Source organism: Streptomyces sp. NPDC032721 (genome assembly GCF_055579625.1).
In genome coordinates this window covers 173,584-186,793 of the sequence record NZ_JBVIMX010000013.1, presented here as the reverse complement: position 1 = coordinate 186,793, position 13,210 = coordinate 173,584, and the positions used below count along the sequence as shown (strand labels likewise).

13 protein-coding genes are annotated in these 13,210 nt (G+C 70.1%); 6 read left to right on the top strand and 7 right to left on the bottom strand.

What is annotated here, in order from left to right; translation table 11 throughout:
• Complete coding sequence (locus ACZ5PB_RS26965; protein ID WP_468694393.1) at nucleotides 1-777, bottom strand: class I SAM-dependent DNA methyltransferase; 777 nt, start codon at nucleotides 775-777, stop codon at nucleotides 1-3.
• Nucleotides 778-856: 79 nt separating this feature from the next.
• On the bottom strand, nucleotides 857-2,272 hold the full coding sequence (locus tag ACZ5PB_RS26960) for an amidase (protein ID WP_468694392.1): 1,416 nt from the start codon (nucleotides 2,270-2,272) through the stop codon (nucleotides 857-859).
• 181 nt (nucleotides 2,273-2,453) lie between these two features.
• Here ACZ5PB_RS26960 and ACZ5PB_RS26955 point away from each other — a divergent pair, with 181 nt between their 5' ends.
• Together ACZ5PB_RS26955 and ACZ5PB_RS26950 are read left to right on the top strand one after the other, a co-directional pair.
• On the top strand, nucleotides 2,454-3,089 hold the full coding sequence (locus ACZ5PB_RS26955) for a TetR/AcrR family transcriptional regulator (protein ID WP_468694390.1): 636 nt from the start codon (nucleotides 2,454-2,456) through the stop codon (nucleotides 3,087-3,089).
• Between the two features lie 65 nt (nucleotides 3,090-3,154).
• Nucleotides 3,155-3,769 (top strand): flavodoxin family protein, encoded by a 615-nt coding sequence (locus ACZ5PB_RS26950; RefSeq protein ID WP_468694389.1) that lies wholly within the window; start codon nucleotides 3,155-3,157, stop codon nucleotides 3,767-3,769.
• A 20-nt stretch (nucleotides 3,770-3,789) separates the two neighbouring features.
• Here ACZ5PB_RS26950 and ACZ5PB_RS26945 read toward each other — a convergent pair whose 3' ends face one another.
• The gene (locus ACZ5PB_RS26945; RefSeq protein ID WP_468694387.1) at nucleotides 3,790-4,764 is read right to left on the bottom strand and encodes a D-alanyl-D-alanine carboxypeptidase family protein; all 975 of its coding nucleotides are present in this window, start codon (nucleotides 4,762-4,764) and stop codon (nucleotides 3,790-3,792) included.
• 877 nt (nucleotides 4,765-5,641) lie between these two features.
• On the opposite strand from ACZ5PB_RS26945, the gene ACZ5PB_RS26940 reads away from it, so the two are divergent.
• The gene (locus ACZ5PB_RS26940; RefSeq protein WP_468694386.1) at nucleotides 5,642-5,887 is read left to right on the top strand and encodes a chaplin; all 246 of its coding nucleotides are present in this window, start codon (nucleotides 5,642-5,644) and stop codon (nucleotides 5,885-5,887) included.
• Between the two features lie 82 nt (nucleotides 5,888-5,969).
• Here ACZ5PB_RS26940 and ACZ5PB_RS26935 read toward each other — a convergent pair whose 3' ends face one another.
• Nucleotides 5,970-6,329: a DUF427 domain-containing protein gene (locus tag ACZ5PB_RS26935; RefSeq protein ID WP_468694385.1), complete on the bottom strand. Its 360-nt coding sequence runs from the start codon at nucleotides 6,327-6,329 to the stop codon at nucleotides 5,970-5,972.
• A 152-nt stretch (nucleotides 6,330-6,481) separates the two neighbouring features.
• On the opposite strand from ACZ5PB_RS26935, the gene ACZ5PB_RS26930 reads away from it, so the two are divergent.
• A complete protein-coding gene (locus ACZ5PB_RS26930; RefSeq protein WP_468694383.1) occupies nucleotides 6,482-8,062 on the top strand; it encodes an alpha/beta hydrolase in 1,581 nt (526 codons plus the stop codon).
• A 79-nt stretch (nucleotides 8,063-8,141) separates the two neighbouring features.
• On the opposite strand, the gene argG is transcribed toward ACZ5PB_RS26930, so the two are convergent.
• Genes argG through ACZ5PB_RS26915 form a run of 3 tightly spaced genes read right to left on the bottom strand, consistent with a single transcriptional unit; the run spans nucleotide 8,142 to nucleotide 10,962 of the window.
• Nucleotides 8,142-9,587, bottom strand: a complete 1,446-nt coding sequence (gene argG / locus ACZ5PB_RS26925) for an argininosuccinate synthase (RefSeq protein ID WP_468694381.1) — start codon at nucleotides 9,585-9,587, stop codon at nucleotides 8,142-8,144.
• A 50-nt stretch (nucleotides 9,588-9,637) separates the two neighbouring features.
• Nucleotides 9,638-10,045, bottom strand: a complete 408-nt coding sequence (locus tag ACZ5PB_RS26920) for a hypothetical protein (protein WP_468694380.1) — start codon at nucleotides 10,043-10,045, stop codon at nucleotides 9,638-9,640.
• A 20-nt stretch (nucleotides 10,046-10,065) separates the two neighbouring features.
• Nucleotides 10,066-10,962: an SDR family oxidoreductase gene (locus tag ACZ5PB_RS26915; protein ID WP_468694576.1), complete on the bottom strand. Its 897-nt coding sequence runs from the start codon at nucleotides 10,960-10,962 to the stop codon at nucleotides 10,066-10,068.
• A gap of 272 nt (nucleotides 10,963-11,234) precedes the next feature.
• Here ACZ5PB_RS26915 and ACZ5PB_RS26910 point away from each other — a divergent pair, with 272 nt between their 5' ends.
• A complete protein-coding gene (locus ACZ5PB_RS26910; RefSeq protein WP_468694379.1) occupies nucleotides 11,235-11,882 on the top strand; it encodes a hypothetical protein in 648 nt (215 codons plus the stop codon).
• 189 nt (nucleotides 11,883-12,071) lie between these two features.
• Complete coding sequence (locus ACZ5PB_RS26905; protein ID WP_468694378.1) at nucleotides 12,072-13,136, top strand: chitinase; 1,065 nt, start codon at nucleotides 12,072-12,074, stop codon at nucleotides 13,134-13,136.
• Nucleotides 13,137-13,210: the final 74 nt, after the last annotated feature.

The following is a 13,210-nucleotide window of genomic DNA, read 5'->3' as shown; positions in this document are numbered from 1 at the left end:
CTACTCCGTCTTCTCCCACACCGATACGTGCTTCCGGCTCTCGTTCGTGAACGGCGAGCGGTCCCAGTCCTCCCAGCGCTCGCGCAGCCGCATACCGGCGAGCTGGGCCATCAGGTCGAGCTCGGCGGGCCAGACGTAGCGGAAGGGGATGGAGCGGTACGAGCCCTGGCCCTCGACCACCTCGATGTAGTTGGAGCTCATCGCCTGGGTGGCCACGTCGTAGCGGTCGAACGCCCAACGGGTCGGGGTGACTTGGAACGGTACGGCGTTCTGGCCCGGCGGCAGCAGCCGCAGCTCGGGAACGCCTACCTCGATCACGAAGGTGCCGCCGGGGGCGAGGTGGTCGGCGGCGTTGCGGAAGCAGGCGACCTGCTCGGCCTGGGTGATCAGGTTGTTGATGGTGTTGAAGACGAGGTAGGCGACGGTGAACTTACCCAGCCCATCAGCCCCTTCCGCCCGCGCCGTCGCAAAGTCACCGATGGTGACGGGGATCTGGTCGCCGCCGGGCTTGGCGCGGAGCTGCTCCACCATCGCGCGGGAGATGTCGATGCCGTGCACCGGAACGCCGGTCCCGGCGAGCGGGAGGGCGATGCGTCCGGTGCCGACGCCGAACTCCAGGGCCGGTCCTCCGGCGGCGAGTTCGGCGAGGAAGGCCGCGGTGCGGTCAACCGTCTCCGCCGCGAACATGGTCGATTCTTCGTCGTCGTATTCGACTGCGACCGACGCCCCGAAGTAGCCGTCTTCCGGGGCGTCGGTGCTGTTCTTGTCCGAGTGCATCGCAGGAACGTACTTCGACAAGTGGCCCCGGCACACCTCCTTTTCGCACCGGCCGCCGGCCCCTCTCCCCCACCGGCCGTCAGCGCGGGTCCAGCGGTGCCAGCACCCCCGCCCGGTCCTCGATCGCCTGCGCCGCGTCCAGGCACAGGTCCTCGCGGAACGCGCGTCCCACCACCTGCACCCCGGTGGGCAGCCCGTCGGCCGTCCCCGTCGGCACGGCCACCGCGGGCAGCCCGACGAAGCTGGTCGCGCTGCACAGCCGCATACCCGCGGCGACCCGCGCCCGGCCCGCCCGGTCGCGCGACTCCAGGCCCGGTTCGACGGGCGGCTCGGTGAAGACGGGGCCGAGCAACAGCGGGTACTCGTCCAGGAATTGCGCCCACGAGCGGCGGATGTTCAGCCAGAGCCCCATCAGTTTCACCAGCTCGGCCGCGTCCGCCGGCGCGGTCTCCTCCATGGCCATCGCGATGTACCGGTCGCCGCCCTCGCCGAGCAGTGTCCGTACCACCGGCCAGGACGGGGCGAACTCGGTCACGGTGATCCGCCCGTACGCCTCCAGCGTCTCCGCCAGTCGCGGCACGTCCGGCACCTCGCACACCTCGTACCCGGCGTCCCGCAGCGCCTCCGCCGCCCGCTCCACCGCCGCGCACACCGTGGGGTGCACGCCCTGCCCGCCGGGGTCGGTGACGACGGCGACCTTCACCGGACCCGGTAGCCGCTCCCCGTACAGCGGCACCGGTACGGCGCGGGGGTCGCGCGGATCGGTGCCCGCCAGGGTCTCGTACGCCAGCCGGAGATCGGCCACGGTACGCGCCAAAGGACCGTCCACGACGAGGAGTTGGGAAGCCGGGCCGGGGTCGTCGGGACCCAGTACGCGGTGGTCGGCGGGAAAGCGTCCGGTGGTCGGCTTCAGCGCGGCCACTCCGCAGAACTGGGCCGGGATCCGCACGGACCCGCCGGAGTCGTTGCCCAGGCCGAGGGCCGCCATGCCGGTGGCCACGGCGACCGCGTCGCCGCCGCTGGTGCCGCCCGGCGTGAGACCCGCGTCCCACGGGTTGAGCGTGTCGCCGTAGAGCTCGCTGCGGGTGTGCATGCCCGCGAGGATCAGGGTGGGCAGGTTGCTGTGCCCGACAGGGATGGCCCCGGCCGCCCGCAGCCGGGCCACCGGGGGCGCGTCGGCCGCCGCCACCACACCACGGAACCGGGGCACGCCGAAGGTCGTCGCCACGCCTTCGACCGGAGTGCTCTCCTTCACCGTGAACGGCACCCCGGCGAGCGGGCCCAGCTCCTCGCCCGCTGCCCGCCTGCGGTCCGTCGCGGCGGCGGCCTCGCGGGCGCGCTCGGCCAGCAGCTGGGTGACCGCGTTCACCCGGGGGTTGACCTCGGCGATGCGCGCCAGGTGGGCGTCGATCAGCTCGACGGCCGAAACCTCGCCGTCGCGCACCGCCTTGGCCTGGCCGGTGGCTGTCATCCGCCACAGGGCGTTGTCGTGCATGGTCCTGGTCCTGCCTTCCCGTACGAAGTACGTAGTGATGCGATTGCATCGGTACGCATCGCGCTCACCGTACCCCGAGAACCGATACGAGCGCATCGGATAAAGTGAGGGCTGCCCGACTGCCCGACAAGCACCTAGCACCGCCCCGCACCACCTCCGCACTTCAGGAAGGCGCCCCGGTATGCCCAAGCAGGTCGACCACGCGGGCCGACGCCGGCTCATCGCCGAGGCCGTGTGCCGGCTCGCCGACGTACGCGGCCTGGAGGGCGTGACCCTGCGCGACGTCGCCGCCGAGGCCGAGGTGTCGATGGGCGCGGTCCAGCGCTGCTTCCGCACCAAGGAGGAGATGCTCCTCTTCGCGCTCGGGTACGTGGGTGAACGGATCGGCGAGCGGGTACGGGCGAGTGTCGTGCGCAGCCCCGCCCAGTCGGCCGGAACGGCGCTGGGCCACGCCGTCACCGAGGTGGCGCTGCTACGGGCGGAACACCGCGCCGAAGCGCGGGTCTGGCTCGCCTTCGTGGCCCAGGCGGCGGTCAGCGAGCCGCTCGCCGAGTCGCTCAGGGCGAACCAGGCGGAACTGGAGGGGATGTTCACGCGACTGCTCGCGGAGGCCACCGGCACGGAAGGGGCGGGGTCGACGGACGGGGCGGGGGCGTCCGACACCGTCCCGCGGCGCCAGGCCCGCACCCTGCTCGCCCTCGCGGACGGCCTCACCACCCACGTACTCATCGGCCATCTCACCGAGGCCGAGGCACAGGACGTCCTCCACGCACACCTGACCGCCCTCTGGGACGGGCCCGCGCGACAGCAGAACTAGCGGAACCACCGAATCTCACCCTGCCGCGTGGAATACCCGCCCCGTGCACGGCAGTTACCCCCACCATGACCAGCGACGACTCCGCAGCCCGCCGTTCCTTCCTCTTCGTCCTCGGCAGCTCACGCGCCGACAGCAACACCGAACTGCTCGCCCGCGCCGCCGCCGCGCAACTCCCCACCGAGTACGCGCAGAACTGGGTGGACCTCAACCAGCTCTCCCTGCCCGACTTCCAGGACGGTCGCCACGACACGGGCGACGAGGTCCCCGGGGAGACGGAGGAGATGCTGCGCGAGGCCACCCTCGCGGCGACCGATGTCGTCATCGCCTCGCCGGTCTACTGGTACAGCCTCTCCGCGCAGACCAAGCGCTACCTCGACTACTGGTCGGGCTGGCTGAACGTGCCCGGCTCGGACTTCAAGGAGCGGATGGCCGGACGCCGGTTGTGGGGCGTTTCTGTGATGGCCCACAAGGAGCTGGAAGTGGCCGACGGCATGATCACCTCGCTGCGGAACTCGGCCGCGTACATGGGCATGGGCTTCGGCGGCGTACTGCTCGGCACGGCCTCCCGGCCCGGCCGGGTGCGGGCGGACGAGGCGGCGCTGATCCGCGCGAAGACGTTCTTCGAGGGGGAGGCCCCGCTCGCCCGGTTCCCGTACGAGCACGAGGAGGCCTCCGCCTGACGAACGTCTGAGCCCTCCGCTCACCGTGCCGGCTGGTTGAGCGAGCCGAGCACCCGCACCCGGCCGACCGACTTGAAACCCCAGTCCAGCAGGGCGCGCGCCTCGCGGTAGACCGTGAGGCCGTTGCCCCGCTGGGGGTTGAGGACGGTGACGATCAGGGTCCGTTTGCCGCGTTTGGCGGCGACGATGAGGGTGTTTCCGGCCTTGCTGGTGTAGCCGTTCTTGATGCCGATCACGCCGGGGTAGCGGCCGATGCCGTTGGCGCCGGTGAGCAGCCGGTTGGTGTTCTGGATGGCGTACGAGGAGATGTGGCTGCCGTCCGCGCGGGTGCGGTCGGGGAAGCGTGCGTTCGCGGTCGCGGCGAATTTCGCGAACTGGCCGTTCTTCAGCCCGGCCCGGCCGATCAGGGCCAGGTCGTACGCCGAGGAGTACTGGCCCTTGGCGTCGTAGCCGTCGGCGGTGACGACCCGGGTGTTGCGGGCGCCCAGCGCGCGGGCCTTGGCCTGCATCTGGTTGACGGACGACTTCCAGCCGCCGTTCATGGCGGCGAGCACGTGCACGGCGTCGTTGCCCGAGCGCAGGAAGGTGCCGCGCCACAGGTCGGCCGCCCGGTAGGTCCGCCCGGCCTTCACCCCGACGACGCTGCTGCCCTTGCCGACCCCGGCCAGGTCCGACTTGCTGACCTTGCGCAGGGCGGTGCCGGGGACGCGGGGCAGGGCGGTCACGGCGAACAGTGCCTTGAGGGTGCTGGCGGGCGGCAGCCTGCGGTGCGGGTTGTGTGCGGCGATGACGTCTCCGCTCCCTACGTCCGCGACGATCCAGGCCAGCGCGGAGACGGCACGATTGGCGGAGGCGGCACGGGTGTCAGCGGTGCCGGCGGTGTCGGCGGAAGCGGAGCCGGACGCCGGCAGCAGGAGCAGCAGGGCGGCGGTCGCGGCGGTGGCCGTGGTGACGCCTCGACAGGATGCGATACCTGACGCGAGAGTGACGGTCATTCAGCCACGGTAGAGCCGCTCCGGAACTTCAGCCGCCCTAAATTGCGCCACCCGAGCCCCCCGCCCGAAACCACGCCCCACCCCCCTACCCGACGGAGCCGCTACGCCCCCGCCCCCTTGGGCGGCGGAGCCGCCTCTACGCCGCCCGCCTCCTTGGGCGGCGGGGCCGCCCCCCGGGGGGCGGAACGGGCGGGCAAGGGGGCGGCCCCCGACGGAGTCGCCCCCTCCCCCCCCCCCCCGCTCCACCTACGCCATGGCCCCACCCACGCGTCCCACCCCCTACGCCATGGCCCCACCCCCACCCCCCTTTTCGAACATGCGCGCCCACGGCATCACCTACGACACCGGCTTCCTCCCCACCGACCAACTCTCCCGCAAGGCCTTCACACCCAAGGCCGTCCGCCAGGACATGACAACCATCTCCCGCGACCTGCACTGCGACACCGTCCGCATCACCGCCCGCGACCCCGACCACCTGGACGCCGCCGCCCAGTTCGCCGCCGACCCCAGCCTGGAGGTCTGGTGCGCACCGTTCCCCGTGGACCTCCCGCCCTCCGAACTACTGCCCTTCTTCGCAGGCTGCGAACTCAGCGCCTTCGCCCACGACTTCATCCTCGTACAACCCGGAGGACGCGAACCTCGGCTCGTACGGCGTGGTCCGGGTACTGGAGGGAACGGACGAACAGTGGGAACCCAAGGAGGTGTTCCACGCAATGGCGACCCGCTACCAGCAGAAAAGCTGAGCAACCAACCGACCCAAACACATCAACGAACCCCAACAAGGGCACCGAACAGCGTGTCCTCCAGGGGACCTCCGGCGTTCTTCCCTGTGTGCTGCGGCTGGCTGGCCGCAGGAATATCCAGTGAGGAACCCCCAATGAGCAAGCTCAACAAGGCCGTTGCCGTCACGATGATCGCCGGTGGCATGATCGCCGCAGGCGCCGGCGCGGCTGCCGCGCACAGCGGTTCGGACGCCAACGGCAAGGCCACCAACTCCCCGGGCGTGGCCTCCGGCAACCTGGTCCAGGTCCCGGTCCACGTACCGGTGAACCTGACCGGCAACTCGGTCACCGCCATCGGCGGCCTGAACCCGGCCTTCGGCAACTCGTCGTCGAACGTCTGAGCTGACCGCATGTAACACACGCAGTTGATGAAGAGGGCCTCCCGGCACCCGGCCGGGAGGCCCTCTTCATCGTCCGGGCGACTCACTCCCCGCCCAGGACCTCCGTGTCGTAGAAGCAGAAGTGCCCCTTGATGGCGGCGACTTCGGCGAGCGGCTCCTGATAGGCCCACACCAGATCCGCCTTGCCCGACACCGACCAGTACGACGCGTCGCCCTTGAAGGGGCAGTGGGTCGAGGTGTCGGACGCGGTCAGCAGGTCCGTACGGACGTCCTCGGGCGGAAGGTAGTAACGGACCGGCAGCCCGGTCTCGCGCAGCAGGAGCGGCCGCCGGCTCTCGGCGAGCACCTGCCCGTCCCGTACGGCACGCACATGGGTCGAGCCCTGCTCGACGGTGATCCGGTGCCCCTTGCTCGCATTGCTCGTTTCACCCTGAGATGTCATACGGGGTACAACGACCGGGCCCGCCCCCTTCTTCCCGTACGCACAGACCCCTTACGGGGCCGCCCAGGGTGATGCCGGATTCCCACGGCAACCACAGCAAGGTGACGATCAAGACTCACCGAAAACACCCCGAAACAAAGGGAGTTGCCGCTGTGCGCAGAGAACCCGTCATCCCGAACGAGGAAGCGGAAAGGAGCACGGGCACAACAGCCGCCCGCCCCTCACTCAACCACCCCTTACGCAAACTTCCTCTACGTTTCGCCGCCGTCGCCGCCTTCACAGCAGTGGCCGCCCTCGTGGGCCCGACGGCCACCACCCCGTCCGCCCAAGCCACCCCCACCCCCACCCCCACCGCGACACCACAACCCCACCGCTCCATCGCCTGGCAGCCCTGCGCCGAGGACGCCACCGCCGAATGCGGCAGCCTGGAGCTTCCGGTGGACTGGGCCGCGCCGAGCGGCGAGACCTTCCGGCTCGCGGTGGCCCGCCGCAAGGCGAAGGATCCCGACGCCCGGGTGGGTTCGCTGGTGTTCGGCCCCGGCGGCCCTGGCGACAGCGGCGTGTCCCGGATCGTCACCGGCATCTCCCGCTTCAGCGACGAACTCCAGAAGAAGTTCGACATCGTCAGCCTCGACCCGCGCGGAGTGGGCGGCAGCAACCCGGTCCGCTGCTCGACGGACCTGCTGAGGAAACAGCCGGCACCCATTCTGACCAGCCAGGCCGACTACGACGCGACGGTGCGGTTCAACCGCGAACTGCGCGCCGACTGCCGCGCGAAGACCGGTCCGGTCTACGACCACCTCGACACCCTCAGCACCGCCCGGGACCTGGACGCACTGCGCTCCGCGCTCGGCGAGTCGCGGCTGACCTTCCACGGCAGCTCGTACGGAACCCTGCTCGGCCAGAGTTACGCCGAGGAGTTCCCGGACCGGGTCCGTGCCCTCGTACTCGAAAGCGTGATGGACCACTCGGTGGGCACACGGGACTTCCTGGAGGACCAGGCAGTCACCGTGGAGGACTCCTTCGACGAGTTCGCGGCCTGGAACGCGCGCACCCCGGCCAGTCCGCTGTACGGCCGTGACGCGAGGGCCCTGTGGTCCGGCGCGCTCGCGCGGGCGGCGCGCGGCGAGCTGGCGCATCCGGATGACCGGAACACGACAGCGACCCCGTACGACGTGCGCGCATGGACGGAACGGAAGCTCAAGGGGCCGGAGTGGACGAAGGTCGCCGCCGAGCTGAAGAAGATGAACTCGACGGAGGGGAACCGCCCGGGCGGCGATCCCTCCGGGCGGCCCGTGAAGGTCCTGCCCTTCGAGATGTTCTGCCAGGACTGGAGCCTGCCGGTACGCAACTACCGTGAGTACGCGCGGCAGTTGAAGCGGCTGGGGCGGCTGGCTCCCGACATGGGCTATCCGAGCTCGCTGTTCATCGTCTCCACCTGTCTCGGCGCGCCGCAGCCCGTGCGCAACCCGCAGCACCGGCTCGAAGTCCCCCGGAGTACGCCGACGATCCTGCTGACCAACGCCCTGCACGACCCGGCCACCGGCCACACCTGGGCCAGGGGCGTCGCGGGCCAGCTGGGCCGCAACGCCGTGCTGCTCACGTACCGGGGCTGGGGCCACGGAACGTACAACAGCAGCCCGTGCGCCGAGCAGCGCGTCGACGCGTACCTGATCTCGGGCACCGTGCCGCCCAGGGGCAGCAGCTGTCCGGCGATCGAGCCGAAAGGCTGACGAAAACGGGGCGGGCCGGGCTGGAAGTCCATAGGACTCCAGCCCGGCCTGCCACTGCTACACCTACACCCGACTGCGCCTAGTCGGTGCCGAACTCCATCGCCGCACGGTCCAGCATCTCGTCGTCGCCCGAGACCTCGCCGCGCGAGGCGATGGCCTCGGCGCCGCCCTCCGGCATGCTGCCGATGAGCCCGGTCGCGGCAGCCTGGGCGGCGCCGATGGCCGGGTTGCTGCTGCCGATCAGGCCGAGGCCCGCGTACTGCTCCAGCTTGGCGCGGGAGTCGGCGATGTCGAGGTTGCGCATGGTGAGCTGGCCGATCCGGTCCACCGGGCCGAACGCCGAGTCCTCGGTGCGCTCCATGGAGAGCTTGTCCGGGTGGTAACTGAACGCCGGGCCCGTGGTGTTGAGGATCGAGTAGTCCTCGCCGCGCCGCAGCCGCAGGGTGACCTCGCCGGTGACGGCCGCGCCGACCCACCGCTGGAGCGACTCGCGGACCATCAGCGCCTGCGGGTCGAGCCACCGGCCCTCGTACATGAGGCGCCCGAGCCGCCGGCCCTCGTTGTGGTACTGGGCGAGGGTGTCCTCGTTGTGGATGGCGTTGACGAGACGCTCGTACGCCGCATGCAGGAGGGCCATGCCGGGGGCCTCGTAGATGCCCCGGCTCTTGGCCTCGATGATCCGGTTCTCGATCTGGTCGGACATGCCCATGCCGTGGCGGCCGCCGATGGCGTTGGCCTCCATCACCAGGTCGACGGGGGAGACGAACTCCTTGCCGTTGATGGTGACCGGGCGGCCCTGGTCGAAGCCGATGGTGACGTCCTCGGTGAGGATCTCGACCGACGGGTCCCAGAACCGTACGCCCATGATCGGCTCGACGGTCTCGACACCGGTGTCGAGGTGTTCGAGGGTCTTGGCCTCGTGGGTGGCGCCCCAGATGTTGGCGTCGGTGGAGTACGCCTTCTCGGTGCTGTCGCGGTACGGCAGCTCGTGCGCGAGCAGCCACTCGGACATTTCCTTGCGGCCGCCGAGCTCGGTGACGAAGTCGGCGTCGAGCCAGGGCTTGTAGATCCGCAGGTGCGGGTTGGCGAGCAGGCCGTAGCGGTAGAACCGCTCGATGTCGTTGCCCTTGAAGGTCGAGCCGTCGCCCCAGATCTGGACGTCGTCCTCCAGCATCGCCCGCACCAGCAGGGTGCCGGTGACGGCGCGGCCCAGCGGGGTGGTATTGAAGTACGCCCGCCCGCCGGAGCGGATGTGGAACGCGCCGCAGGTCAGCGCGGCGAGCCCTTCCTCGACCAGCGCCGCCCTGCAGTCGACGAGGCGCGCGATCTCGGCTCCGTACGCCTTGGCACGGCCGGGCACCGAGGCGATGTCGGGCTCGTCGTACTGGCCGATGTCGGCGGTGTAGGTGCAGGGGACGGCACCCTTGTCGCGCATCCAGGCGACTGCGACGGAGGTGTCGAGCCCGCCGGAGAAGGCGATGCCGACGCGCTCGCCGGCCGGAAGGGAAGTGAGGACCTTAGACATAGGAAGATTATGCACAATCCCGCATGGTCATGCAAAGGGGGGTGGGGGGCTCATTCGTTCGCCCTTTCCCCCGCCCGCCCCCGGAAGGTGAGCAGCAGCAGCGCGAGGGGAACCACGACACCTGCGCCCAGCAGCCCCATGAGCAGGTTCGCCTCGGTGAGGGAGGAGTGCGTGACGGCGTGGGAGCGAAACCGCAGATGGATGAGGAAGTGGGCGACGGACCAGACCGCGTACGAGGCCAGGGCGCTGCGGACGAGAACGGGCTGCATTGTCGCGGCGGCGGCGCCGAGCGGAATCGCGGCAGCGAGGTTCATGGCGCCGTAGTCGAGCATCAGATGCGGGTTGTAGTCCATTCCCATGCCGACCCAGGACCAGCCGAAGAACCCCTCGGGCGAGACGAGGACGTACCCGCCCAGCATGAGGGAGACCAGCGTGAAGAAGGCGAGTCCACCCCGCACCCAGCGACCCTGCCCGCCGCTCACTTGTCGCCCCGCTGCGTCCGGGCCCGCGCGTCAGAGGCCCGTGCGGCAGAGGCACGCGCGACGAAGTCATCGAACGCAAGCGTGCCGATGGCGCCCTGCGGGGCGAGGTTGGCGCCGCTCGCGAACCCTCGCGCGATCCTGCCCGGCACCGGGAGGGAGACGATGCGACGCCGCCGCCCGTACGCCCTGTCGTACGTCGCGGCCAGCTCGCGCATCTCGCACACCTGAGGCCCCCCGATGTCGGGCACCATCCCGCCCGGCTCACCCACCGCGAGCCCGACCAGCCGCTCGGCCACCTCACGAACGTCGACCGGCTGGAAACGGAACCCCTTGAGCGCCACCGTCACCGGCAGCCACCGCTGATACGCGAACATGCTCGCCACCAACTCGTGGAACTGCGTGGCCCGTTGAACCGACCACGGCAGCCCCGACGCCCTGACCAGCCGCTCGGCCTCCAGCTTGGCGCGGTAGTAGCCGAGCGGAATGGCGTCGATGCCGACGATGGAGACATAGACGAGATGAGGCGGACTGCCCCCGGCCCGGAGGGCGGTGTCGATCAAATTGCGGGTGGCCAGGACATCGGCCCGCCTCTTCGTGGTGGCGCAGTGCACGATGGCGCGCACCCCGCGCACGGCTTCCTCGACCCCTTCCCCCGTCGTCAGATCACCGACCAGGTGCCGGTACGAAACCGAACCGCCGACGGCAAACGGCGAAGAACCCCCGCCACCCCGCCCCCGACGACTGAGCACACGCACCTCCCGAACCTCACCAGCTCCACCAGCTCCACCAGCTCGACCAATTCCACCCACCAGCCTGCGCACCACGGCGCGCCCAAGCGTCCCCGTACCTCCGGTCACCAGAAATGACTCCACGACACACCCCTCTCGCTCCATTCGCTCCATGCCATGACGAACAGAACAGCCCCCGAAAACGTGACAGCCCACCCCGAGCGAGCGGAGGACGACGGAAAACGGAGGAGGACGGCGGAGGACAGCGGAGGCCGGCGGAGGACAACCGACCACTCTGCGATTGCGACCGACAGGGAGGTGGCTGAATGTATTCGATGGAGCACGCAAAGTGACGGGCCCGAGTCCCCCGGCCCGCACGGCACAGCCACACAACCCGGCCGCACCCCACGGCCGGCACCACCGGAAGGAACCACCCCATGGGCCGCACCGCCGCTCTCTCCGCCTCCGTCACCGTCGCCCTGTGCGGCGTACTGACCCTGGGTCCCGCAGCCGTCGCCTCGCCGGAAGCCCGGACGGACGCGCGCACCGCACCCTCGACTGCCGTCCGTCCGGCCCTGGACGGCACCAAGGACCGGGAGAAGGTGGCGGCCACCCTTCGTACCGTCACCAAACTCGGCGCGGCCACGCACAAGACGGGCAAGGTGGCTGGCATGGTCGCCAACGGCGAGAAGGACGAGAAGAAGCTGACCAAGGCCCGCAAGGCATCCGACAAGGACCTCGACAACCTGCTCGCGATCATCCCCGGCGGCTCACCGGCCAACACCGGCGGCGGCCGCGCCGCGGCTGCCCCGGCCTCGGCACTGATGGACCTCAAGGCAACGGTCGAACTGATCAAGGGCGACACCAAGGCGATGGTCGACGCCGCGCTGAAGGGCGACGTCGCCGGCTTCACCACGGTCGGCGGCTCGCTCGTCGTCCACTTGGGCCAACTGGCCGTCAACATCTTCACGGCGAGCGGGATCAACGCGGTCAAGGACGGACTGCCGCAGATCCCGGGCGCCAACCCGTCCCAGCTCCCGAAGCTCCCCGGAATGCCGGGCGCGGAGCAGACAACCCGCCACTGACGTCCCGCACCCTCCTCGGCGAGGCCGGCCCACCCCTCCCCGGCAGGCCCTCGCCGAGGGGGGCCATCACCTCTCCCCCACACCCAAATGGCATGCCCCTGCCCGGTCCAGACCTCTTGACCAGTGGTCTGGACCTCCTTAGCGTATGGGCTCCCCCGCGTCTCCCGGTCCCCACCCAGGAGGTCCTGCATGCCACTCCCCCGCACCCTGAAAGCAGCCCTGGCCACCGCGCTGGCCCTCCCCCTCACCATCGCCGCAGCCCCGAGCAACTCCCCACTCGCCGCTCCGGCCGCCCCCGAAACCTGCGCGGTGAAATCCAAGCCCACGGGCAAGGTCCTCCAGGGCTACTGGGAGAACTGGGACGGCGCCGCCAACGGCGTCCACCCACCCTTCGGCTGGACCCCGATCACCGACCCGCGCATCCCCCAGCACGGCTACAACGTCATCAACGCGGCGTTCCCGGTGATCCGTTCGGACGGCACGGCGCTGTGGGAAGACGGCATGGACGCCACGGTCAAGGTCGCGACCCCCACCGAAATGTGCCAGGCCAAGGCCTCGGGCCTGACCACCCTGATGTCGATAGGCGGCGCGGCAGCCGGTATCGACCTCAACTCCCCAGCGGTGGCGGACAAGTTCATCGCGACGATCGTGCCGATCCTGAAGAAGTACAACTTCGACGGAATAGACATCGACATCGAAACGGGCCTGATCGGCAGCGGCAACATCACGCAACCCTCCACCTCCCAGTCCAACCTCATCCGCATCATCGACGGCGTCCTAGCCCAAATGCCCCCCAACTTCGGCCTCACCATGGCCCCCGAAACCGCCTACGTCACCGGCGGCAGCGTCGCCTACGGCTCCATCTGGGGCGCCTACCTCCCCATCATCAAGAAGTACGCCGACAACGGCCGCCTCTGGTGGCTCAACATGCAGTACTACAACGGCAGCATGTACGGCTGCTCCGGCGACTCCTACTCCGCCGGCACCGTCCAAGGCTTCACCAAACAAACCGACTGCCTCAACAAAGGCCTGGTAATCCAGGGCACCACCATCAAAGTCCCCTACGACAAACAGGTCCCCGGCCTCCCCGCCCAACCCGGCGCAGGCGGCGGCTACATGAACCCCTCCCTCGTCGCCCAAGCCTGGCGCACCTACAACAACCAACTCAAAGGCCTCATGACCTGGTCCCTCAACTGGGACGGCTCCAAGAACTGGACCTTCGGCAACAACGTCAAGGCCCTCCAAGGACGCTGACCCGCCCCCACCACCGCTGCCGTGCCCCCACACGACAGCACCCCCCGTGGGCCGTTCCTCCTCCCCCTTGCGGA

What these genes read in the sequence shown, in the direction of transcription:
- ACZ5PB_RS26955 (WP_468694390.1), top strand. Translation starts at nt 2,454, where the DNA reads ATGCCCAAGCAGGTCGACCACGCGGGCCGACGCCGGCTCATCGCCGAG.
- ACZ5PB_RS26965 (WP_468694393.1), bottom strand. Translation starts at nt 777, where the DNA reads ATGCACTCGGACAAGAACAGCACCGACGCCCCGGAAGACGGCTACTTC.
- ACZ5PB_RS26960 (WP_468694392.1), bottom strand. Translation starts at nt 2,272, where the DNA reads ATGCACGACAACGCCCTGTGGCGGATGACAGCCACCGGCCAGGCCAAG.
- argG (WP_468694381.1), bottom strand. Translation starts at nt 9,587, where the DNA reads ATGTCTAAGGTCCTCACTTCCCTTCCGGCCGGCGAGCGCGTCGGCATC.
- ACZ5PB_RS26945 (WP_468694387.1), bottom strand. Translation starts at nt 4,764, where the DNA reads ATGACCGTCACTCTCGCGTCAGGTATCGCATCCTGTCGAGGCGTCACC.
- ACZ5PB_RS26940 (WP_468694386.1), top strand. Translation starts at nt 5,642, where the DNA reads ATGAGCAAGCTCAACAAGGCCGTTGCCGTCACGATGATCGCCGGTGGC.
- ACZ5PB_RS26935 (WP_468694385.1), bottom strand. Translation starts at nt 6,329, where the DNA reads ATGACATCTCAGGGTGAAACGAGCAATGCGAGCAAGGGGCACCGGATC.
- ACZ5PB_RS26905 (WP_468694378.1), top strand. Translation starts at nt 12,072, where the DNA reads ATGCCACTCCCCCGCACCCTGAAAGCAGCCCTGGCCACCGCGCTGGCC.
- ACZ5PB_RS26915 (WP_468694576.1), bottom strand. Translation starts at nt 10,962, where the DNA reads ATGGAGCGAGAGGGGTGTGTCGTGGAGTCATTTCTGGTGACCGGAGGT.
- ACZ5PB_RS26950 (WP_468694389.1), top strand. Translation starts at nt 3,155, where the DNA reads ATGACCAGCGACGACTCCGCAGCCCGCCGTTCCTTCCTCTTCGTCCTC.
- ACZ5PB_RS26910 (WP_468694379.1), top strand. Translation starts at nt 11,235, where the DNA reads ATGGGCCGCACCGCCGCTCTCTCCGCCTCCGTCACCGTCGCCCTGTGC.